Consider the following 20,931-nt stretch of genomic DNA (forward strand, 5'->3'; position numbering starts at 1 on the left):
CGCGACCGTGGGCGGGACGCCACCGGCCTGCGGAGGGTCGTGACCTTCAGAGGCTGGGCTCCCTCCAGGCATGGAGTTTCTCCGGATTCACGATCACCCAGATCTGAGTGATGCGGCCGCCGTGAACGGCGAAGGCCACGATGCCGTTGACTTCGCCGTTCACATGGCTCACCAGGCCGGGGCAGCCGTTGACGTTCTCCTCGGTGAGTTCCTGGGCGAACTTGTTCCGGAGCAGGCCGAGGAAGTAACGCGCCGTCTTCTGGGCGCCGAGGATCGCACGCAGGGCCACCCGGGCCTTTCCTCCGCCGTCGGCGCGCACGGTGACCTGGGGGTCGAGCAGGCTGATCAGGGTGTCGAGGTCGCCGTGCTCGCAGGCGTTCTTGAAGGCGGAGACGATGTCGCGATGCTGGTGGGCGGTCACCGCGCGGCGCCGGTCGGACTGCAAGTGGCGCCGGGCCGAGGCGGCCAGCTGACGGCAGGCCGCCGGACTGCGCCCCACGATCTCGGCGATCTCGGTGTGGGGCAGGTCGAAGACGTCATGGAGGATGAAGGCGACCCGCTCGGCGGGGGTGACGGATTCCAGCATGACGAGCATGCCCATGCTGACGGAGTCGGCGAGAGCCACCTGCTCGGCGGGGTCGCCGGCCCTGTCCCTGCCGGTGCTGGCCCACCGGGAGTCATCGGGCAGCGGTTCGGGCAGCCAGTCCCCCACATACCGCTCCCGCCGCGCCCGGGCCGAATTGAGCTGGTCCAGGCAGATCCTGCAGGTCACCCGCACCAGCCAGGCGGCCGGTGACCGGATCTCGCGCCGCGCCTCGTCGGACAGGGCGAACCATCGTGCGAAGGCGTCCTGCACGACGTCTTCGGCGTCATGCGCGCAGCCCAGCATCCTGAACGCGATGTTGACCAAGGTGACGCGCTCATCCAGCATCACGGCGGTGTGCTCATCGAAGATCGGGCGCGGGGAGAGGGGGCCCTGCCGCCGGTCAGCCGGCACGACGGCTCTCCCGCGTCTCGTTCCGCGGCCGAGTGAAAGTGCTCCCGGCCTCACGATTCGTCATATGGCCCATCACCCTGTCTCCTTCGGTCTCCTCCTTCTTCTCTGACGGAACAGGACCGCCGGTTGTGATGACGTTCGCGGTTTCGGTTCGGGTAAGGATCTCTGCCCGGAACGGCGGCTCAGCGCTCATATCCGGCGGCTGAGGCCTTTCCAGGCGTGGAGTTTGTCGGGATTCACGATCCTCCAGATGTCGGTGATGCGACCGTCCCGGACGGCGATGGCCATGACGGCGTGGACTTCACCGTCGGCGTAGCCGACCAGCCCGGGGCAGCCGTTGACGTTCTCTTCGACGATCTCCTGGGCGAATCGCTCGCTGAACAGGCCGAGGAAGTAACGCGCGGTCTTCTCGGCGCCGAGGATCGGGCGTAGGGCCGCGCGAACCTTTCCTCCGCCGTCGGCGCGCACGCGGACTTCGGGGTCGAGCAGGCTGATCAGGCCGTCGAGGTCGCCGTGCTCGCAGGCGTTCTTGAAGGCGGAGACGATGTCGCGATGCTGGTGGGCGGTCACCGCGCGGCGCCGGTCGGACTGCAGGTGGCGCCGGGCCGAGGCGGCCAGCTGACGGCAGGCCGCCGGACTGCGCCCCACGATCTCGGCGATCTCGGTGTGGGGCAGGTCGAAGACGTCATGGAGGACGAAGGCGACCCGCTCGGCGGCGGTGACGGATTCCAGCATGACGAGCACGCCCATGCTGACGGAGTCGTCGAGACTCACCTGCTCGGCGGGATCGCCCGGCCGGGACTTCCCGGCGCTGGTCCACCGGGCCTCGTCCGGAAGCGGTTCGGGCAGCCAGTCCCCCACATACCGCTCCCGGCGTACCCTGGCCGAATTGAGCTGGTCCAGGCAGATCCTGCAGGTCACCCGTACCAGCCAGGCGGCCGGTGACCGGATCTCGCGCCGCGCCTCGTCGGACAGGCCGTACCACCGCGCGTAGGCCTCCTGCACGACGTCCTCGGCGTCGTTGGCGGAGCCGAGCATCCTGAACGCGATGTTGACCAAGGTGACGCGATCATCAGGCGTCACAGCGCCGCGCCCGTCGAAGATCGGGCGCAGGGAGGGGGTGGCCTGCCGCCGGTCAGGTGGCACCACGGCACTCCTTCGCGATCCGGGTGGGCCTACCACGGAGAATCCCTATGTCGCCCGTTGCCCGAGTTATGCCGCTGTGCGCCAGGTCCATCCCCCATCGCGGGCAAAGAGCCTTTGACGTCGTCCAGACTCGGCGCAGGTGTACGGGCAGGGCGGTCAGCCCGTTCATGACCACGGACGCGCAGCGGGTCATGGCACCGGGGCCGGTGTCGAGGCGCATGCCGGCCGCCCTGACCGGGGAACGAGATGCGGCGGCGACGGTCCGGCATCGAACTCGCGGTCTTCGTCGACGGCGGACGCGGAGGTTCCTCCCCGCCACACGCGACATCGCCGGCCGATCCCCGCGCGTCGCCTTACTCGGAGGACCCCTGCGTCGTCGTTAGGGTATGAGCCTCACGCAACTGTGGAAAGCCCGCCTCGCGCGCGGCGGTTACGCGGACGTGGTGTCAGACCGCCCCTCCGGAACGATCCGGGCGGCCGACGGCATGCCCCGCGGCACCGTACCCGGCGCCGGGTGTGACGAGATCGACGACCGGCACGTTCGCCGTACGCCGGCCCGGGAACGCCGCCGCGCCGGCGCCTGCCTCCGGGCCGAGCCCGTTCGCCGTCGCCGTGTGCGTCATGTTTGAGCCGCACCGGCCTGTGCGCTGTGCCGGCGCGGGGATCAGCGCGATCGTGGGTGAGCGGCGGCTGCTGGGTGAGGTCGCCGAGCGTCTGCTCGGTTCGGCACGCGACGCCGAGGACGTGGTGCGGGAGACCTATGCCCGCTGGTACGCGATGCCGGAGGACGTGCAGGAAGAGGTCGGCTGGCCGACCGCCTGGCTCCTCAGCGTCACGAGCCGCCTGTGCTGTGACCGGCTGAACAGGGCACGTCTGGGTCCGCCGCACGCGACCGAGCACCCGCGTCCCCGGGAAGGCGCGGCCGGTGGCCGGCCGGCGGGCTCCTCCGCGCCCGGCCACCGGCATGATCGCATCGTCCAGGTGTTCAAGGATGTTTGCGAGGGGACGGACGAGATCACCGGCTTGACCGCCCTGCTCGCTCCTGACGTCATCGTGATCACCGACGGCGGCGGCCGGGTGCGTGTCCCGCTGCAGCCGGTCAGCGGCACCGAGCAGGCCGCGCGATACATCCTCGATCTGTTCGGCGGTCAGGCCGGCGTGACCCTCGTGAAAACGTCGGTCAACGGCGGGCCGGGGCTCATCGTCCGCGTGGCCGGCACCACGGCCGCGGTCGTTGTCCTGCACTTCTGCAGGGACCTCGTCTCGGACGTGTGGATCGTGATGAACCCCGACAAACTCGGCGCGTTTCGAGGGCCTGAGGACCCTCCGGCGGGCACGACGTGGACATGATGCCGTGAGCCCTGGACGACGTCGGCAAGGACTCACGTTCTCGCGAGGCGACCGGTCGTGCCGGTCCGGCCTGTTCGCCCCGCCGGTCGTGAGCCGGACCCTGGCCGGGGCCGGTGACGACATCCTGCCCGGACTGCGGGAGATCCTCGCTGTGACCTCAGTCGAGCACGGCGTGGCCGAGGATGTGGTCGCGAAGCAGGGCCCCCGCGTCGGGGTCCCCGCGTTCGAACGCCGCCATGAGCGGCTCGTGGTCGGCGGCGTTCTCGCAAGGCCGCATCCGGAACAGCCGGATCGACAGATGTGTCCACACCTCGATGCCGAGTGAATCCCACACCGCCAGGAGCACGTCGTTGCCCGAGGCCGCGACGATCTCGCGGTGGAACGCGACGCCGTGACGTACCTGGTCGGCCACGGAGGAGGCGGCCGTGGCCTGGTGCAGGCCGGCGAGGTGGACCCGCAGCGCCTCGACGGGCGGGTGACGCAGCCGCACGGCCGTCTCCTCCAGGCCCGCCCGCACCTCGTAGATCTCGCGCAGGTCGGTCACGGTGAGCCGGCGGATCCGCGCGCCCTTGTGCGGCGACGACTCGACGAGCCGGAGCGCCTCCAGCTCGCGCAGCGCCTCGCGCACCGGAGCCTGGCTGACGCCCAGCTCCACCGCCATGCGCCGTTCCACCACGCGGTCACCGGGCCCCCACCGGCCGCTGATGAGGCCGTCGAGCACGGCCTGCCGGATCTGATCACGAAGTGGGAGTCGTGTGACAGTTTTCACAGGTCCATAATGGCAGATGAAAACACCCGATGATCGATCATCGGGTGTTTAATGGTGATATGGAGAAGGACGTTGACCCGCAGGAGACCGCGGAATGGCTGGAGTCGCTGGAGGCGGTCCGCCGGGCGGCAGGTCCGGAACGGGCCGAGTATCTGCTGAAGCGGCTGGCCACGAGCAGCCGGTACATCAACACCGTGCCGACGTCGGAGGAGCCCGGCTACCCCGGTGACCTCGAACTGGAGGAGCGGATCGCGGCCTACGACCGGTGGAACGCGGCGGCGATGATCACCAGGGGCAGCAGGCTCGGGCTCGGCGGCCATCTGGCCACCTACGCTTCGGCCGCCTGGCTGTACGAGGTCGGGTTCAACCATTTCTTCCACGGCGGTCACGACCAGGTGTACTTCCAGGGCCACGCGTCCCCGGGCGTCTACGCCCGCGCGTTCCTGGAGGGACGGCTGACCGAGGGTCAGCTCGACCTGTTCCGGCGCGAGCCCGAGGGCGGGTTGCCGTCGTACCCGCACCCGCGGAGCATGCGCGGATTCTGGCAGTTCCCCACGGTGTCCATGGGCCTCGGGCCGCTCAACGCGGTCTACCAGGCCAGGTTCAACCACTACCTGCACAACCGCGGTATCAAGGACACCTCACTCAGCCACGTATGGGCCTTCCTCGGCGACGGCGAGATGGACGAGCCCGAGTCCACGGCGGCCCTCACCCTGGCCGCCCGCGAAGGGCTGGACAACCTCACCTTCGTGATCAACTGCAACCTGCAGCGGCTCGACGGACCGGTACGCGGCAACACCCGCATCGTTCAGGAGCTCGAAGGCGTCTTCAGGGGCGCGGGCTGGCACGTCGTCAAGGCGCTGTGGGGCGCCGAATGGGACGGGCTGCTCGGTTCGGACGAGCTGGTGTCCCGGCTGGGCGAGATGCCGGACGGGCAGTTCCAGACCTTCGCCACCTCGACCGGGGCCTACATCAGGCAGCATCTGTTCCACGGGCTGGACGTGCCGTACTCCGACGAGGACCTGCGGCGCATCGTCGGCGGCTCGCGGGCCGGCCACGAGCCGCGCAAGGTGCACGCCGCCTACCGCCGGGCCCTCGACCACCGGGGCGCGCCCACGGTGATCCTCGTGCAGACCGTCAAGGGGTGGACGCTCGGAGCCGGCGTGGAGGCGCGCAACGCCAACCACCAGATGAAGAAACTCACCCAGGAGGAGTTCCGGGCGCTGCGCGACCGGCTCGGGCTGCCGGTGCCGGACGAGGCGCTCGACGCGGACCTGCCGCCGTACCTGCACCCCGGGGCCGACTCGCCCGAGGTCCGCTACGTGGCCGAGCGCCGCCGGGCACTGGGCGGGCCCATCCCCCGCCGAACCGTCTCCCACCGGCCGCTGCCGGCGCCGGCCGAGGGGCCGTTCCGGTCCCTGGAGAAGGGGTCCAAGCAGCCGATGGCCACCACGATGGCCTTCGTCCGCCTGGTCAAGAACCTCATGAAGGAGCCGGAGACCGGGCGCCGCTGGGTGCCCATCGTGCCCGACGAGGCCAGGACCTTCGGCATGGAGTCGCTGTTCCCCACCGCCAGGATCTACTCGCCGCTGGGCCAGCGTTACGAATCGGTCGACCGGGACCTGCTGCTGTCCTACCAGGAGGCGGTCGACGGCCAGCTCCTGATCGAGGGCATCACCGAGGCGGGATCGATGGCGTCGTTCACGGCCGCCGCCTCCAGCTACGCCACCCACGGCGAGGCCATGATCCCGTTCTACATCTTCTACTCGATGTTCGGCTGGCAGCGGACCGGCGACCAGATGTGGGCGCTGGCCGACCAGCTCGGCCGCGGATTCCTGATCGGCGCCACCGCGGGACGGACCACGATGACCGGCGAAGGGCTGCAGCACGGCGACGGGCACTCCCAGCTGATCGCCTCCACCAACCCCGCGTGCCTCGCCTACGACCCCGCCTTCGGCTACGAGGTCGCGGAGATCGTGCGCGAAGGGCTCCGGCGCATGTACGGGCCCGACGGCGAGGACGTCTTCTACTACCTCACCCTCTACAACGAGCCGCTCCCCCAGCCCGCGATGCCCGAGGGCGTGCGCGAGGGCATCCTCAAGGGCATCTACCGGTACTCCTCCGGCGGCGGCCAGGCCCATCTGCTCGCCAGCGGCACCGCGATCCACTGGGCACTGGCCGCGCAACGGCTGCTCCAGGAGGAGTACGGCGTGGGCGTCGACGTCTGGTCGGTCACCTCGTGGAGCGAGCTGCGCCGCGACGCGATGACCTCCACCGCGGTGCCCTACCTCCGGCAGGCCCTGGCCGGGACCGAGGGCCCGGTGATCGCGGTCAGCGACTGGATGCGCGCCGTGCCGGATCAGATCAGCCCGTGGATCGACCGGCCGTGGACCTCCCTCGGCACCGACGGGTTCGGCCTCTCCGGCACCAGGGAGTCCGTACGCGAGCACTTCGGCGTCGACCCGCGTTCGATCGCCGACGCCGTGCTCAAGTCCGTCGAGGAGGCCGGCCGGAGATGAGCGGGTCGCCCGGCTGTCGAGGCGAGCTTGAGCGGTTCGGCGGCAGCGTTCGGCGGCAGTGTGCGCCGGCCCGTGGAACCCCCTCCGGTGAGAGGACGGCAGCCGGCGGGTACGGATCCTCACATCCGCGCCGGCCACATCGTCATAGGTGCATGACAGACGAAGTACGGCGGGGGGTGCGGATCCTCGGCGACACGGCTCCCGCCGAGCGCTGGACCCTGTTGGGGCTCGCCTATCGGATGCTCGGTTCCGTGCACGACGCCGAGGACGTCGTGCAGGAGGCGTATTCACGCTGGTACACGATGGCCGAGCGGGAGCGGCGCGACATCAGGTCACCCATCGCGTGGCTGAGCAGGGTGACGAGCCGGATCTGCCTGGATCACCTGATGTCGGCCAGAGTGCGGCGCGAACACTACGTGGGTGAGTGGATCCCCGAGCCTCTGCGCGACCACGGCGCTTGGACCAGCGCCGCCGGCCTGGTCGACGACCCTGCCGACCGGATGATGCTGCAGGAGTCCGTCAGCATGGGCATGCTGACGGTGCTGGAGACGATCACACCCGCCGAACGTGTCGTGTTCGTGCTGCACGACGTCTTCGGCATGCCGTTCACCGAGATAGCCGAGGTGGCCGGCCGCAGCCCGGCGGCCTGCCGCCAGCTCGCCGTCAGCGCACGACGCAGGCTGGCCGGGGAACGGGCCCGCCCGGCGAACGATGTCGAGCGGCACCGCGAGGTCATCTCCGCGTTCAGGCGGGCCTGCGAGAGCGGGGACATCAACGCCCTGGTCGCCACGCTGGATCACGGCGTGGTCGTTCATTCCGACGGCGGGGGCAGGGCACACGCCGCCCTGCGCCCGGTCGCCGGCGCCCGGAAGGCGGCCCGTCTGTTCCTCGGCCTGCTACGCAAGCAACCGGGTATGGAATTCAGCGGGGAGGACGTCAACGGACGGCCCGGTGCCGTCATCCGCAGGGGCGGCGTCACCGTGGCGGTGATCGCGACCGAAACCCGCGGCGAGGTGCTCACCCGGATGTGGATGGTCGTCAACCCCGACAAGCTGCACGCCTGGACCGGCCAGGGCGCCGGCCGAACGACACGCGGCCTCCCTTCGGGTTCGTAACCGGAGCGTGCCGCCGGCTTCAGGCCGCACGCAGCGGCTGCCCCGGCGTGCGGATCAGGTCCGCGACGGAATCCTGGATCCGGTGCCGGTACGGCCGGCGCGAGCCGTAGCCGAGGGAGGCCGCGACGTTGGCGCCCGCCAGCCCGCCTTGACACAGCGCGTGCCGCCCGCTCATCGGGGCGATCTTGCCGCGCCTGGCGGGGTCGGGGACGGCGGCCACATCGCCGCAGGCGTAGACATTCGGAACGCCGGGTACGGCGAGGTACTCGTCCACCCTGATCCTGCCCTGCTCGGCCGCCAGCCCGAGGTCGGTCACGAGCGGATCGGGACGCACCCCGAAACTCCACACGATCGTGCGGGTGGGGACGAACTCGCCGTCGGTGAGCCGCAGCCCCCGGGAGGTGAGCTGGCCGATCGAGGTCTGCGTCCGGATCTCCACGCCCCGCGACCGCAGCACCCGCGCCGTGGTCCTGGACAGGCGGTGCCGCATGTCAGGCAGCAGTCGCTCGGCGGGATCGGCCAGGATCCAGCGGATCGGCTGCCGGTGCAATCGCGGCCAGCGGCCTGCCCACCTGACCCGCGTCGAGGACGCCCGTCATCAGCTGCGGGAGCGACTCCGGAGGCAGCGTGACGGCGGCCGGGTTGACCAGCACGATCTCCGCACCGTCTCCCACCTTGCGGGACAGGGTCAGCGCCGCCTGGTATCCGGCGACCCCCGCTCCGACGATCACAACCTGTGGCCTGTCCGGTGTCACCGTCGTCTCCCCGAGGTGATCGCCGGCTCCCGGCGCTCCTGCCGCGCCGGTGCCGGCCGTTCGTGGTATCCGCCGTCCGGGGATCGTGTGATGATCCCGGTCTCCACGCCGTGCTCGGCCACGTGGTGGTCCGTCTGCCGCAGTGCGAGGCAGATCCACCGGGTGACGACGAAGGCGATGACGGGGCCGATGACCACGGCGAACCTGAAGAAGATCGTCACAGCCTCGAGGGTGAGGTGGAACCGATGAGAGATCTGGTCGTTGGCCGCGGCCGCCCACAGCAGGCCGTAGAACGTGACGCCGGCGACCGCGACGGCCGTCTTCACCGGCGTCTCGCGTGGCCGATCGAGCAGGCCGTGCGCGAGCGTCCCGCGGGCCGTACGGCTCGTGGTCCTGGGCCGGCCCAGCGCGTCGCGGCGGCCGCGTCGCGAGACGAGGAAGCGCTCGGCCGTCGGGTAGGCGGCCAGGACGGTGAAGAAGACCCCGGGTAGCACCAGTGTGGGGACGAGGACCGCGAGACTGAGCGTGTGGTCCCCGATGGTGAGTTCCCACCCGGGCATGATCCGGAGGGCGCCGTCGAGGAACCCCATGTACCAGTCGGGGACCGAGCCCGCCGAGATCTGCGTCGGTTTGGCGGGGCCGTACAGCCATACCGGGGCGATCTGGAAGCCGAACCCGAGGATGATCAGCATGCCGACCGTCGCGAGCGCCATCGCCGGGCGCGCGCTCCGCCGCGCCGGCAGCGAGGCGGCGAACCGGGAGTGGCCGTGCCGCCGCACCAGCAGTTCACGGGCGATCAGCAGCACGGCCACGACGACCGCGATCAGCAGGTGCCCCCCGTACATGACCGGAACGACCCTGTCACCGGGGAAGTCCGGGCCGAACAGCACCGACAGCGCCCAGGTTCCGACCACGGGGACGGACTGCGCGACCGACATGATCAGCCACAGACTCCCGCTCGACAGCATGTCGTCGGGCAGGGCGTTGCCGGTCTCGCCCGCGGCCATGCCCAGCGCCAGCAGCGCCACCCAGACCAGCCACTGCCCGGTGCGCGGGCGACGGAACGCGCCGGTGAGGAACATGCGCAGCAGTTGCGACACGACGGCCGCCACGAAGACGAGCGCCGCCCAGTGGTGGATCTGGCGGATGAGCAGGCCGCCGCGCACTTCCAGGCTCAGACGCATGGTCGAGTCGAAGGCCTTGCTGACGGGGAATCCGCGTAGCGGGCCGTACGAGCCGTCATAGGTCACCTGGGACATGCCGGGGTCGTAGAACACCATCAGCACCGCCCCGGTCACCGCCAGGACGACGAATGACCAGACGGCGATCTCCGCGAACATGAACGACCAGTGCGAGAACTGAAACGAGCGGCGCTTGGCCGTCGAGGAAAGCATTCGGGCCCCTAACCTTGCCTTACTCACATGACGAAACAGCGCCGGCGGTTGTGACGGCGACGGCGCGTCGACGACGGTGACAAGCGTCACCACCGCCGGACCGGCGTCATGAGGGCCGGACACGACCGCGCCGGTCTCGGACGGCGCCTGTGCGCCAGGTGACGGGTGAGGCTGGATGCGCCATCACGTTGGGCAGGCCGGTCAAGCCGGGTCCCACGACCGGGCCCGCTCAGCGGGATCGCCCCGAAGCGGGCGATCGGGCGCTTCGAGCCGCGCCGTCTCGGATCATGGATATCCGTCCGGCACCATCACAAAAAGAGGTCCTGTCTCGTCGTGTTGAGTGAGAACGCGGAGAGGGTCGTCCACCGCAGGGCATCGATCCGCCTCGTCACGTCGGCTGGAACGGGGGCAGCGGTTTGATGTCTCCGAAGAACGTCGAAAGGTCGGCCCAAGCGTCGCCGCGGCCGATGTGATGGTTTCGGCGATTACGGCGGGCATCGCGCCCGGGCCGGCAGGGGGTGCACCGGAGTGAACACGTGAAGATGTCCAGTGGGGTCGAGTGGGCTCTGCACTGCTGTGTCGTCCTGACCACGGTGCGAGAACCGGTGCCGGCCGCGCGGCTGGCGCGACTGCACGACGTCTCACCCAGTTACCTCGCCAAGCAGCTCCAGGCCCTCTCGCGTGCCGGTCTCGTCCGCTCGGTCCAGGGCAAGGCGGGCGGCTACGTCCTCACCCGCTCCCCCGCGCTGATCACCGTGCTCGACGTCGTCGAGGCCGTCGACGGGCCAGGCTCGCCCTTCGTCTGCACCGAGATCCGCCGGCGCGGCCCGCTGGCCGCCTCGCCGGAGTCCTGCACCACGCCCTGTGCCGTCTCCCGCGCCATGGCCGGCGCCGAGACGGCCTGGCGGGAGGCCCTTCGCTCCGTCTCCGTCACCGATCTGGCCCACGACGTCGGCTCCGACCTCGGCCCCGGCGCACTGGCCGGGATCAGGACCTGGTTGGACGCGGGCGAGGCCGAACCGGCAACCTAGCAAGGATCTACGGAACCTCGTCCTTCTTCCACGGGCTGACGCCGATTTTCCCGGTGGTGCCGAGATCGAGCTCCGGCGTCACCATCACGGGACGAGCACCGGCCTTCGCGTTCACCCTGACGTACGGCAGGTTCACGGGAGTGCCGGCAGTGACGGTGTTGCGCCACATCAGGCCGGCGGACGCGCTCTCGCCCGGTTTCAGGGTCACCGCCCGAGGCGGGTCGTCGAAGCCGGTGACGGCGGAGATGCCGCCGCTGCCGTGCAGGACCTTGACGCCGGCGACGGGCTTTCTGTCCTCGTCGAGGAGCCGGAGCCGCGGGTAGCCGTTGAGGTGGTACGTGCGGGTCGAACAGTTCTCCAGACGGAGCCCCACCACGCGGAGCCCCATGGCGGCGTCACCGTTGCCGGATGTGACGCGGATGCCGGAGGGCGGGCAGGGACCTGCCGGGGCGGGTGCCTCGTCCGCCGGGACGCTTCTGACCTCGGCGATTCGCACACGCACCCCGGCGGACGCCTGCGAGGGAAGTTCGACCATGTCGACCGTACGCTTCACGGTCTGACCGGGCCTGACCGATGGAACCGTCTGTTTCGTATCCGCCAGCGCCTCTCCGGAACGAGACACGAACTCGAAGGCGATGGTGTACGTGAAAGGTTCGGTCTCGTGGTTGGTGACCTGGAACTCGGCGGAGAACGGGGGGAGGTCGCAGGTTCGGGACCGTCCGCTCAGGCCAGTGATCCTGACGCCGTGTTTCTCCAGATCCGCGGAGCCGCCGGGAAGTGCCGAGGTGCCGGACGTGGACGGCGTACCGGTGGACGAGGCGCATGAGGGGTCACCGCGCCGGTCTGCCGAGTCGGGCCCCGGCGTCCGCTGCGAGCCGCCGCTTCGCACAGCGGTCCCCTCCCATCCGCACGCCGTGAGGAGCAGGACTCCAGCGAGCACTGCGGGAAGGCCGAGGGAGGTGGTACGCATCCGATCGTGACGCACGGCAAACCTCGGCTCGCAACGATGGGGAACAGGCCGTCGAGGCCTCGCATGGCGTGATCATAGGAGTTCGAAGGTGTGTGATCAACGGATGAGCGTACACGGCGACAGGCCCCGGCCGGAGATCGCGAGGCAGGCGAGAACCACATGGGTTGGTCACGCGTGGTCCCGTATGGCAGGCACCCCTGTCCCGGCGCGAGCGCGGGATCACGCCGGTCGTCCCCCGCCGGTCGTCCCCCGCCGGTCGTCCCCCGCCGTTCCCCGGCAGGGGGTGGCGCGTTCCTTCACACTGGCGGTCGTGAACGATTTATGCCCGGAGCCTGGCTGGAACCCGATCACACTCGCTCCCGAGCTGTCCCAGCTGGCGGGAGTCCTGGCCGGCTTCGTGTTCACCAGCATCGTGGTGATGCTCAGCCAGTCGTGGCCCAAGCGGCGCAGGATCCCGGCCATCAGCCTCTTCGTCGCCGCGTTCGCAGCGCTGGCGCTCAACAGCTACCTGTTCGCGGTGATCGCCGGCGAAACCCCCAAGGGCGGGTCCTGCTATCGCATCTGGTCCGAAACAATGATCGCCAGTGGCTTGCTGGGAGTAGGGGTCGTGGCTCTTACCAGCGGCATCGTCTGGCTGCTCGCCGCTCACCTCGAACAGGACACCGACGGCGACGTCTGGGACGAGACGATCGGCCTGGAGCGGCTGGCCCGCGCCGTCCTGCACGGCGTGGCGGTGCTGGCGATCGTGCTGCTGTTCACCACTTCCCTGGACTACCTCTACGTCTCCTTCGGCACCCGTCCACCGACCTGGCTGATCGCCTCGGTGTACGCCTACCTCGCGGCGATCCTGGCGGTCATCGTGCTGATCCGCATACGGCTGCGGCGCACGGCCGCGGCGACGGACCTCGCGCGCCAGCTGTCGAAAGGCACGTTCGGCGCCGTCCGCTACGCGTTCGTGATGGCCATCGCGCTCGGGATGCTCCTGGCGTATGCCGACGTCTACTGGAACCCCACCCCCGCCTGGCTGGCCATCACGGTCATTCTCCTCGCGATGCCGGCGTCGGCCCCCGTGCTGATCAGGCTCGTCTACGCCGTTCCGCGGCTCGGCGCGAGGACTCCCGCGCCCCCGCCGGAGTCCATGAGCCGGCCCCTGCGGTGGGCCGCTCTCGTGCTGATCGCCTGGGCCGTCCGCCGCCGCCTCAAGTAACACCCGAGGCCCACAGGCCGATCGTCTGGACAGGTGGTCGGCTCAGGTGAGAGATCCCCGTCGAGGAGCAGGGCCAGGTATCTCCTCCGCCCGGAGGGCGCCGCCTTGTGTGTCGCGCACCGATCAGGTTTCCGCGCCGCGCCCGTCTGTACGTGTGAGATCGACTCACGAGAGGCTGGCACGATGCGAAAACTGATCTTCGGCATGAACGTGACCCTGGACGGCTACATCGCCGCGACCGGCGACGACCTCGGCTGGAGTGGGGGGGAGGGACCGGACTCATCGTCGAGCGACGAGCTGTTCCAATGGTGGTCCGACCGGGTGGACGCGACGGGCCTGGCGCTGTACGGGCGCAAGCTGTGGGAGGCGATGAGCTCCCACTGGCCGACCGCCGACAAGCAGCCGGGTGCCACACCGGCGGTGATCGAGTTCGCCGGCCGCTGGCGGGACATGCCGAAGGTGGTGTTCTCCTCTACGACCAGCACGGTCGACTGGAACACCCGTCTGGTCACCGGCGACGCGGTCGCCGAGATCACCCGGCTCAAGGCCGAGGACGGCGGTCCGATGGACATCTGCGGCGCCACGCTCGCCGGGGCGGCCATGCGGGCCGGGCTGATCGACGAGTACGTGCTGGTCACCCATCCGGTCCTGGTGGGCGGCGGCACGCCGTTCTTCACCGCGCTGGACAGCTGGGTGAACCTGACCCTGGTGGAGACCCGGACGTTTCCCGGCGGCGTGGTGCTGACCAGGTACGAGACGAGGCGATGAGCAGGGGCCGAATGCCCGGCTCGTGAGGCCGGGTCGAAATCCTTCCTGGCGTGCTCACCGTGACCCTCGGCGACCCTCGGCGACCCTCGGCGACCCTCGGCGGCCCTCGGCGGCCCTCGGCGGCCCTCGGCGATGAGGGAACCTTCCCCGGGCCCTTCCTCGCGTTCCGAGTGAGCTGCCGACCGACTCGCCGAAGCTGAGGACGACGGCGTCGTTGATCATGACGATGTTCTTCGGATGCCCCGCCGGCAACGCCGGCGGGGCGGTGGTGTTCGAGTTGTCGCGTTGGTGTTCAGCCGGTCGGGGTGCTCATTCCGCGGTGACTTCGGTGACGGCGGCCCGTGCGCTGGACTCGTCGACGACGGGGACTCGTCCGATCACAGTGCCGGGGGCAGGCCCAGCCATGGTTTGTCGATGGCGTCGAATCCGGTGAGCTCGGCGATCTTCCCGTCGACGATGTGCAGGACCGCGATGGCAAACAGCCGGTACTCCGGATCGCCGGGGGTGCGGAGGTACAGCGCGGCGGCAGGCATGCGGTTGACCGTCGTGGTGATACAGCGCCAGTCGTCGTGGCCGCGCTGGAAGAGCCCACCGGAGACCCAGCCGTCCACCGCGTCCTTGGCCGTGACGATCAAGGTGCCCGGCTCGGGCAGCATCGCGAAGCGCAGGTCGTCGCGCAGCAGGGCCATCAGCCCGTTGAGGTCGTTGCGCTCATGGGCGTCCATATACGACTTCACCACGCCGCGCTCGTCATCCGACAGCTCGTGCGCGGCAGGGCTCCGCCAGTCGAGGCGGCGGTCGGGCAGCTGCTCGCGCATCGTCACGCGCGCCCGCTGCAGTGCGCTGGTCACCGATGCGACGGTCAGCTCGAGGGCGTCGGCGGCCTTCGACGCCGGCCAGCCGAGGACGTCGCGCAGGATGAACACCGCCCGCTGCCGCGGCGGCAGGTGCTGGACGGCGACGATGAACGCCAGCTCGATCGTCTCCCGCGCCACCACCGATTCCTGCGGGTCCTCCGGGAGCATCCGGTCCGGGTAGGGCTGCAGGTAGCGCACTTCCGAGTCCGCGCCCGGCAGCTCGGCAGGCACGGGTGTGCGGTCGTTGCGCTTCTCCAGGAAGTCGAGGCAGGCGTTCGTCGCGATCCGGTACAGCCAGGTCCGCAGCGCGGCGTGGCCCTTGAACGACTCCCGCTTGTTCCACACCCGCAGGAACGTCTCCTGCGTCATGTCCTGGGCGTCCTCGTAGTTCGCGAGCATCCGGTAGCAGTGCACCTGCAGCGCACGCCGGTAGCGCTCCGTGATGAGCGCGAACTGTGCCGCGTCATTCGAGCGGGCCGCCGCGATGAACGCGGCCTCGTCGTCGCGTAGCAGTCTGGAGTCGGTCATGGTCGTCAATCCTTCCGCGGGTGGCGAGGGGCCACCAGAACTGACGACGTGGGGGAGGATTTCTGAGCGGTGAAGCCGCCGGCACCGGGCCGTTCGTCAGGCCGGATGGGTCGGGTCGACCCAGGGGACGTGTTCGGGTCGGGCACACCCTGGACGTCGAGGTGGGGTCCCCGTAGTACTGGGGAAAGATCGGGCGGATATTGGCCGGTCTGGCTGATCGCCCGGTGCGGCGGCCGATCCCGGCCGGCCAGAGGCAGCCCTATGCGTCGTCTTCGGCGTCCGGGTCACGCAACGGACGGTGGTCGCCGCCGAGGTCGGGTAGGTGAGCTCGTCGATGCTGATGTGGTGGCGCGCGAACGGCGACAACCGCGGCACGTCCTCGACGAGGGCCTTGAGCGACAACGGAACGGCCAGTGGCGTTAGCGAGTGGACTCGGGTGGAGTTGCCGCCATCCACCGTTCCGATGTTGGTGAACGGCGAACCGGCAGGGATCTTGTAATGGTTTGATCGCTGTGTGTTGATTACCGGCGTGTCGGTCCTACTTTGCGGCGTATGCCGGTGGAGTTCTTGACTGATGTTGAAGCGGCGGGCTACGGCTGGTACGCCGGACCGCTGGCGCGGGCGGACCTGGATCGGGTGTTCCTCTTGGATGAGGAGGACCTGGCGCTGATCGGGCTCCGCCGGGGCGAGCATATGAAAGCTGTTGGGGTGGTCTGGGAAGTTATGCACCCTTGGGTTCGTCAGAACCCAAGGATTCCTATGGCCGGTCCCGGAGCGGCACCGGGCAGTGCCCAGGGCAGACGACGGCGGCCGCCCCGGCCTCGCGAGCGGCTGAGCTCGTGTGCGGAGCCGCTCCCCGCGTGAGCAGGCGTTCTCTGTCAGGGCAACACTCGGCACCGGATCGTGCCGTCCTCGACCAGGGCCGGCACACGACTCCTCGGCTTCACCACCGCTACAAAAACCTCAGCAACGAGGGAGAAACTTCACCGATCCCGAGATCCCCCCAGCTGTCAGGCTAACGCGCTCTACGCGAAAACGCCCTGGTCCTGGGGCTGGGCGACCTGGGGAGACGCTCGGGAACCCAGAGCTTATTTCTTAGTAGTTAGTAGTACGTCGCGCTCTTGGGCGGCAGGTCATGCGGCAGGTCATGCGGCAGGTACTTCCATTGGACGCCGGTTCGTCCCTGGTAGCGGATCGCGTTGACGATCTCGCGCATCGCGTGGTTGCCCTTGTGGCCGCTGACCGGCGGGTGCGCGACCTTCCATGCCGTGATGACCGGTTTGATCAGCGCCCACTGCTCGTCGGACAAGTCGCTGGGGTACGGCTTGCGCTCGCGTAACCGGTCATCCCAGCACATCCTGGCCCGCCAGCCAGCTGTAACGCTAAACGTCCACCCGATCACACTGTGACATCACAGGCATCGGCTTGCGAACCGCCCTCTGAGGGCGTGGTGCTGGTCGGTGTCCAGACCGCGGTTCCATCGGGGCCGGGCGCCGCTTTGCGCGGGGTTTCGACGGGCACTACCCCAGCTGGTCGCGGCGGCGTGTCAGGTAGGCGGTCTCGGCGGTGTTGCCCGCCAACTCGATGGCTTTGTCGTAGGCCACGCGCGACTTCTGACTGCAGCCCAGCCGGCGCAGCAGGTCGGCACGGGTGGCATGGTAGGCGTGATAGCCGGCCAACGCCTCGGCGAGGCGGTCAACGATGGCCAGTGCCACCTCCGGCCCGTCGAGCTCGGCCACGGCGATGGCCTGGTTGAGGGCGATGATCGGTGAGGGGTCGAGGCGGACGAGCTGGTCGTAGAGGGCGACGACCTGCGACCAGTCGGTGTCGCGGCTGTCGCGGGCGGAGGTGTGCACGGCGTTGATCGCGGCGAGGATCTGGTAGCGCCCCGGAGCCACCCCGGCAGCGGCAGCGGCCAGGCGCTCGCGCACCAGCCGATGACCTTCGGCGATCAGTTCCGCGTCCCAGGCCCCACGGTCCTGCTCGTCGAGCGCGACCAGTTCGCCGTTCGCCGAGATCCGGGCGGTGCGGCGGGCCTCGGTGAGCAGCATCAGCGCCAGCAGCCCGGCCACTTCTCCGTCCTGCGGCAGGAGCGCGCGGATCAGGCGGGTGAGCCGGATCGCCTCAGTGGTCAGGTCGTGGCGTACGGGATCGGTGTCGGGGCCGCTGGCCAGGTAACCCTCGTTGAAGACGAGGAACAGGACGGCCAGGACGCCGGAGACACGAACTGGCAGATCGTCGGCGGACGGCATCCGATAGGGGATGCGAGCCGCCTTGATCTTGGCCTTCGCGCGGGTGATGCGCTGCTCCATGGTGGTCCCCTGCACCAGGAAGGCACGGGCGATCTCGGGCACGGTCAGACCGCCGACCATGCGCAGCGTCAACGCCACGCGCGCTTCCACCGCCAGCGCCGGGTGACAGCAGGTGAAGATCAGCCGGAGCCGATCGTCGTCGATGGCGCCCAGCGGCTCAGGCGGGGCCTGGTCGTACAACATCTGCGCCTCCTTCTGCTTGTCGCCGCGCTTGTTCTCGCGCCGGATCCGGTCAATGGCCTTGCGGTTGGCGCTGGTGGTCAGCCACGCGCCCGGGTTGGGGGGCAGGCTGTCGGCCGGCCACCGCTCCACGGCGGTCGCGAACGCCTCGGCCGCCGCCTCCTCGGCGATGTCGAGATCACCGAAACGCCTGGTCAGGGCGGCGACCACCCGCGCCCACTCGTCGTGGTGGGCCCGGGTGATCGCCTCCTCGACGTCGCTCACTGGAACGGCCGCACCTCGATCTTCCGATCGCAGACCTTCGACGCCTCGGCGGCGAGCTCGAGCGCCACATCCAGATCGGGGGCCTCCCACACCCAGACGCCGGCGAGGTACTCCTTCGACTCCACGAAAGGCCCGTCGCTGAACACGGCCTGCTCGCCTCGGTTGTCGATGACCGTGGCCGCGTCGGTGTCCGCGAGTCCGCCCGAGAAAACCCAGTAGCCCTCGGCGATCAGTCGTTCGTTGAACGCGCTGATGGCAGGCTGCCTGTCCGTGCTGCCGGGATTGCTCTTGTCATCGATCACGGAAACCAGGTACCGCATCTGAAAATCATCTCCTGTGGTGTCAAGACAGCGTGGTTCGGTGGTAGGGACTTCAGGCCGTTGCATACCGCGGGCGCCCGGCCGGCCGGTAGACCTGGATCGTCACGCCATTCGAGGTGGCTCGCGAGTCGACCAGTTCAAGTGCTGTGTCCGGGCCCGTGGAGGGAAACAGCCGTGTGCCCTGGCCGACGACCACGGGATAGGTGAGCAGGGTGATCTCGTCGACAAGCTGGTTGTCGAACAGCCAGCGGACCAGGCTGCCGCTGCCGTGCACCTGCAGCTCACCCCCCGGCTTGGCCTTCAGCTCGCGGACGGCGGCCGCGACGTCACCGGAGAGGACGGTCGTGTCCGCCCATTGCGGGTCGGTGAGCGTGGCCGATGCCACATACTTGGGCTGCGTGTTCAACGCCACTGAGATCGGGCTGTTGCCCTGATCTGCCCCCCAGGATCCGGTTCCCCAGGAGCCGGCAAAGATCTCGTAGGTCCGCCGTCCGAACAGGAACGCGTCAGCGCGCTGGAAGACCTGGCCGAGGAACGTCTCGCCCTCGTCGTCGAACAGCGGCAAGGCCCATCCGCCGCGCTTGAATCCACCCCTGCGGTCCTCGTCCACCGCGCCGAGACCTTGCATCACGCCGTCGACAGAGACGTTCGTGATGGTCGTCAGTTTCATGATCAAAATTCCTTCTCGCCGGGTTTTGTCGTCGTTCGATTCGACCGGACCGCGGCGCCGATCTCAGCGGTCGCAACAGGATCCGTCCGGCCGAATCTCCTGTGGTTTGGGGACGCCCCTCGTGGGCGACCTCTCACCCCTGCTACGAACAGCTCAGCCCCGATCCGACACCGCCGCCCGGACTTCTTTCGAGGATTTTCCGGTACGCCGGTTGTGAGCGATCCGAGAGCCAGACGGTTCCGGGGCGGCTACGCCGGATTCCTTGGACGGTCACCACGTTGAGCAAGACGCACGGATGAGCCCGGCCACTACCCTCAAGGGCGCGGTGGCAGCCGCCCCGCGAGCACGGCATGCCGGGCGGAGCCGGGGCTGAGGGCCCAGGAACAGCCGCTATCGCTGAAAACAATCATGGTCGCCAGGTGTGGTGACCCGCTTGGGCTGTTCCGTTTGGAGATCCCCCACCGGAACACCTGTCAACCAGGATGGACGCCCTGGTCGGGGTGTTCCGTAAGGCTGTTTCGCGAACTGTTCCGGTGACGGGGCCTTACCCGGAACACTGGAGGACGTGAAGTTGCTGAGGTTTTTGGGGTGCCGGTAAGAACGCTGTCAGTGCGCCATGGAAAGCGCTGTTTGTCCGAACGGGGGTGAAAGACCACCGTCGCCCGGCCGTCGTAGCGGTGAGGTGAAGCAGGAGGCAGCCTGATCCGGGGATCACCGGGGAGGGCGGGAGCAGCCTCGACAAAGTCGGGTCGGTCCAGCACTACCGGATGGGCCGGGCCCGGTGAGCGAGACGGGAAGGTATACGCGAGGAACCGGTGTCTTACGCCTCTTGAATTCCTGCCAGCTCCAACTCGGTGGATATGGGCTGGTCAGCGGTGCGCACCCGCCTCTCATCGCGGGCGGGGAACTCCTGGTCGGGTATTGACAGTCTGGGCTGGGAGGCCACGGCGAAGGACTACGGCGTAGCCGTGGCGAGGCCGTGGCGAGGCCGTGGCGAGGCCGCAGGGGTAAAGCCGGGTGCCTAACCCGTCGATCGGACAGCAGTGAACATGGGAACCGCTCGGGTTCGCTCTCTTGCTGCTTGCCTTTCAGGCGGGCGGAGGGAGATAGGCGTGATGCCCGCCGAAGGCGCGAGCGGGGCGGAGCCGCCGTAGTACTCGGAGCCGGGGAAAGCCCGGCACGTGGGGAAGGGCGGCAGCGTGTCAGTCAAGGAGAAGAGTGCAATGTCCGAAGACGCGCCGGTGAATACCGGCGCCGTGCGGTGGCCGGATGCTGATGCGGCTTACCTGGCGGTACGGAGGATGCAGATCAAGTTGCACCGGTGGGCGGTCGAAGACCTTGACCGTCGGTTCGGTGACCTGTTCAACCTCGTCTATGACCCGGCGTTCCTGATGCACGCGTGGGAACGCGTGTCCACCAACGCCGAAGGACGAACTCCGGGAGTCGATCGGGTCACAACCTTCCAGGTCGAGACCCGGATCGGGGTCGAGGCTTTCCTGGCGCAGATTCGCACCTCGCTGAAATCGGGCGAGTTCGAGCCTGCCGAGGTGCGGCAGGTGATGATTCCCAAAGCGGGCGGCAAGCTGCGCAAGCTGGGCATCCCCACCATCGCCGACCGCGTGGTCCAGGCCAGCCTCAAGGCGGTGCTGGAGCCCATCTTCGAGGCGGACTTCCTGCCGTCCTCCTAGGTCCTGTTTCGTGGATCACTGAACGTGAATGGCGCGACCCGTGTCTTGGGCCTCGCTGGGTCCTCGCGCTGCGCGCATATCACGCTCAGGC

General features: G+C 69.2%; 18 protein-coding genes and 1 pseudogene. 7 read left to right on the top strand and 12 right to left on the bottom strand.

Translation table 11 applies throughout. From position 1 onward, the window contains the following. Positions 1-46: 46 nt before the first annotated feature. On the bottom strand, positions 47-931 hold the full coding sequence (gene sigJ, locus AB0F88_RS32210; RefSeq protein ID WP_362692628.1) for an RNA polymerase sigma factor SigJ: 885 nt from the start codon (positions 929-931) through the stop codon (positions 47-49). Positions 932-1,186: 255 nt separating this feature from the next. Then, complete coding sequence (sigJ, locus tag AB0F88_RS32215; protein WP_362692631.1) at positions 1,187-2,146, bottom strand: RNA polymerase sigma factor SigJ; 960 nt, start codon at positions 2,144-2,146, stop codon at positions 1,187-1,189. Positions 2,147-2,764: 618 nt separating this feature from the next. Here sigJ (AB0F88_RS32215) and AB0F88_RS32220 point away from each other — a divergent pair. Next, on the top strand, positions 2,765-3,493 hold the full coding sequence (locus AB0F88_RS32220) for a sigma factor (protein WP_362692634.1): 729 nt from the start codon (positions 2,765-2,767) through the stop codon (positions 3,491-3,493). 157 nt (positions 3,494-3,650) lie between these two features. Here the strand turns inward: AB0F88_RS32220 and AB0F88_RS32225 are convergent, their stop codons facing one another. Continuing rightward, on the bottom strand, positions 3,651-4,262 hold the full coding sequence (locus AB0F88_RS32225; protein ID WP_362692637.1) for a GntR family transcriptional regulator: 612 nt from the start codon (positions 4,260-4,262) through the stop codon (positions 3,651-3,653). Between the two features lie 59 nt (positions 4,263-4,321). Between AB0F88_RS32225 and aceE the strand changes: the two genes are divergently transcribed. Continuing rightward, on the top strand, positions 4,322-6,781 hold the full coding sequence (aceE, locus tag AB0F88_RS32230) for a pyruvate dehydrogenase (acetyl-transferring), homodimeric type (RefSeq protein WP_362692640.1): 2,460 nt from the start codon (positions 4,322-4,324) through the stop codon (positions 6,779-6,781). A 152-nt stretch (positions 6,782-6,933) separates the two neighbouring features. Next, complete coding sequence (gene sigJ / locus AB0F88_RS32235; RefSeq protein WP_362692644.1) at positions 6,934-7,896, top strand: RNA polymerase sigma factor SigJ; 963 nt, start codon at positions 6,934-6,936, stop codon at positions 7,894-7,896. Between the two features lie 19 nt (positions 7,897-7,915). On the opposite strand, the gene AB0F88_RS32240 is transcribed toward sigJ (AB0F88_RS32235), so the two are convergent. From AB0F88_RS32240 to AB0F88_RS32250, 3 genes are read right to left on the bottom strand one after another with little or no spacing between them, the layout of a single operon-like run. Then, the gene (locus tag AB0F88_RS32240) at positions 7,916-8,386 is read right to left on the bottom strand and encodes an FAD-dependent oxidoreductase (RefSeq protein WP_362692647.1); all 471 of its coding nucleotides are present in this window, start codon (positions 8,384-8,386) and stop codon (positions 7,916-7,918) included. A 1-nt stretch (position 8,387) separates the two neighbouring features. Continuing rightward, a complete protein-coding gene (locus AB0F88_RS32245; protein WP_362692650.1) occupies positions 8,388-8,627 on the bottom strand; it encodes a hypothetical protein in 240 nt (79 codons plus the stop codon). A gap of 20 nt (positions 8,628-8,647) precedes the next feature. After that, complete coding sequence (locus AB0F88_RS32250) at positions 8,648-10,045, bottom strand: cytochrome b N-terminal domain-containing protein (RefSeq protein ID WP_362692653.1); 1,398 nt, start codon at positions 10,043-10,045, stop codon at positions 8,648-8,650. Between the two features lie 542 nt (positions 10,046-10,587). On the opposite strand from AB0F88_RS32250, the gene AB0F88_RS32255 reads away from it, so the two are divergent. Next, complete coding sequence (locus tag AB0F88_RS32255) at positions 10,588-11,076, top strand: Rrf2 family transcriptional regulator (protein WP_362692721.1); 489 nt, start codon at positions 10,588-10,590, stop codon at positions 11,074-11,076. Positions 11,077-11,083: 7 nt separating this feature from the next. Here the strand turns inward: AB0F88_RS32255 and AB0F88_RS32260 are convergent, their stop codons facing one another. Continuing rightward, entirely contained in the window at positions 11,084-11,629 is a 546-nt protein-coding gene (locus AB0F88_RS32260) for a DUF4232 domain-containing protein (protein WP_362692656.1), read from the bottom strand. A gap of 727 nt (positions 11,630-12,356) precedes the next feature. Here AB0F88_RS32260 and AB0F88_RS32265 point away from each other — a divergent pair. Together AB0F88_RS32265 and AB0F88_RS32270 are read left to right on the top strand one after the other, a co-directional pair. Continuing rightward, positions 12,357-13,253: a hypothetical protein gene (locus AB0F88_RS32265; protein WP_362692659.1), complete on the top strand. Its 897-nt coding sequence runs from the start codon at positions 12,357-12,359 to the stop codon at positions 13,251-13,253. A 183-nt stretch (positions 13,254-13,436) separates the two neighbouring features. After that, a complete protein-coding gene (locus tag AB0F88_RS32270; protein WP_362692662.1) occupies positions 13,437-14,021 on the top strand; it encodes a dihydrofolate reductase family protein in 585 nt (194 codons plus the stop codon). Positions 14,022-14,398: 377 nt separating this feature from the next. On the opposite strand, the gene AB0F88_RS32275 is transcribed toward AB0F88_RS32270, so the two are convergent. The 5 genes and pseudogenes from AB0F88_RS32275 to AB0F88_RS32295 form a co-directional block, all read right to left on the bottom strand. Beyond that, entirely contained in the window at positions 14,399-15,406 is a 1,008-nt protein-coding gene (locus AB0F88_RS32275) for an RNA polymerase subunit sigma-70 (protein ID WP_362692665.1), read from the bottom strand. A 1,102-nt stretch (positions 15,407-16,508) separates the two neighbouring features. Further along, positions 16,509-16,730: pseudogene (locus AB0F88_RS32280) on the bottom strand (transposase); the annotation flags it as partial. A gap of 196 nt (positions 16,731-16,926) precedes the next feature. Then, entirely contained in the window at positions 16,927-18,162 is a 1,236-nt protein-coding gene (locus AB0F88_RS32285) for a DUF6596 domain-containing protein (protein ID WP_362692668.1), read from the bottom strand. Next, entirely contained in the window at positions 18,159-18,482 is a 324-nt protein-coding gene (locus AB0F88_RS32290; RefSeq protein WP_362692671.1) for a YciI family protein, read from the bottom strand. Before AB0F88_RS32290 ends, AB0F88_RS32285 begins: the two co-directional genes overlap by 4 nt. A 52-nt stretch (positions 18,483-18,534) precedes the next feature. After that, positions 18,535-19,152, bottom strand: coding sequence for a dihydrofolate reductase family protein (locus AB0F88_RS32295; RefSeq protein WP_362692674.1), 618 nt, complete (start codon positions 19,150-19,152; stop codon positions 18,535-18,537). Between the two features lie 1,223 nt (positions 19,153-20,375). On the opposite strand from AB0F88_RS32295, the gene AB0F88_RS32300 reads away from it, so the two are divergent. Continuing rightward, positions 20,376-20,840, top strand: a complete 465-nt coding sequence (locus tag AB0F88_RS32300; protein WP_362692677.1) for a hypothetical protein — start codon at positions 20,376-20,378, stop codon at positions 20,838-20,840. Positions 20,841-20,931 lie beyond the last annotated feature (91 nt).

The organism is Streptosporangium sp. NPDC023963 (assembly GCF_040639135.1).
Lineage (GTDB): Bacteria > Actinomycetota > Actinomycetes > Streptosporangiales > Streptosporangiaceae > Streptosporangium.

Excerpts from the sequence above, each read along its gene's own strand:
- AB0F88_RS32270 (WP_362692662.1), top strand. The coding sequence starts at position 13,437 with ATGCGAAAACTGATCTTCGGCATGAACGTGACCCTGGACGGCTACATC.
- sigJ (WP_362692628.1), bottom strand. The coding sequence starts at position 931 with ATGCTGGATGAGCGCGTCACCTTGGTCAACATCGCGTTCAGGATGCTG.
- AB0F88_RS32300 (WP_362692677.1), top strand. The coding sequence starts at position 20,376 with ATGTCCGAAGACGCGCCGGTGAATACCGGCGCCGTGCGGTGGCCGGAT.
- aceE (WP_362692640.1), top strand. The coding sequence starts at position 4,322 with ATGGAGAAGGACGTTGACCCGCAGGAGACCGCGGAATGGCTGGAGTCG.
- AB0F88_RS32275 (WP_362692665.1), bottom strand. The coding sequence starts at position 15,406 with ATGACCGACTCCAGACTGCTACGCGACGACGAGGCCGCGTTCATCGCG.
- AB0F88_RS32295 (WP_362692674.1), bottom strand. The coding sequence starts at position 19,152 with ATGAAACTGACGACCATCACGAACGTCTCTGTCGACGGCGTGATGCAA.
- AB0F88_RS32250 (WP_362692653.1), bottom strand. The coding sequence starts at position 10,045 with ATGCTTTCCTCGACGGCCAAGCGCCGCTCGTTTCAGTTCTCGCACTGG.
- AB0F88_RS32220 (WP_362692634.1), top strand. The coding sequence starts at position 2,765 with ATGTTTGAGCCGCACCGGCCTGTGCGCTGTGCCGGCGCGGGGATCAGC.
- AB0F88_RS32255 (WP_362692721.1), top strand. The coding sequence starts at position 10,588 with ATGTCCAGTGGGGTCGAGTGGGCTCTGCACTGCTGTGTCGTCCTGACC.
- AB0F88_RS32290 (WP_362692671.1), bottom strand. The coding sequence starts at position 18,482 with ATGCGGTACCTGGTTTCCGTGATCGATGACAAGAGCAATCCCGGCAGC.
- AB0F88_RS32240 (WP_362692647.1), bottom strand. The coding sequence starts at position 8,386 with ATGCGGCACCGCCTGTCCAGGACCACGGCGCGGGTGCTGCGGTCGCGG.
- sigJ (WP_362692644.1), top strand. The coding sequence starts at position 6,934 with ATGACAGACGAAGTACGGCGGGGGGTGCGGATCCTCGGCGACACGGCT.